The sequence below is a fragment of the Vibrio sp. 704 genome (assembly GCF_033339295.1).
Window position 1 is genome coordinate 1 of sequence record NZ_JAWOUH010000900.1, and the last position, 543, is coordinate 543.

General features: G+C 47.7%; 1 protein-coding gene. It reads right to left on the reverse strand.

Going from position 1 to position 543, the window contains the following annotated elements; translation table 11 throughout:
* Nucleotides 1-67: 67 nt before the first annotated feature.
* Nucleotides 68-543, reverse strand: a 476-nt coding sequence (locus tag R7R24_RS29770) for an ABC transporter permease subunit (protein ID WP_318120596.1), incomplete at its 5' end; no start/stop codon positions are given.

Genomic DNA, 543 nt, shown 5'->3' on the forward strand with positions numbered 1-543 from the left:
ACGGCTTTCACCATCCCTTGTGGTGTTTCGATCTCGATAGTCAGATGTCGAATATCTAATAACGGCATTATTCGATCCCCGCATTCAGCGCTTGGCGTACACCTTCACCTACTAAGTTTAAGATAATTACGGTGAACATGATGGTCAGACCCGGAAGCGTCACGGTCCATGGTGCGATGTAAATCAGCTCGACGGAATCACCCAAAATGGCTCCCCATTCGGTACTCGGCGCTTGAGCACCCAAGCCAAGAAAACCAAGAGCTGTGATATCCAAAATGGCCGCCGACAGAGCGAGAGTAATCTCTGCTGCAATGACGGTTAAAATGTTTGGAAGAATCGAGCTCCACAGTAAGTAGAAGTCATTTGCGCCATCTAGGCGGGCTGCCATGATGTAATCTTTTTCTACCTCAGTATGCACGGCAATATACACCGAGCGAATAAAGCGTGGGATCAGGGCTAAACAAATCGCCAGCAAGATATTAAATTCACCAAAGCCAAGGAATGCCACAAAAATGATCGCGAGCAATAGCGATGGGATCGACA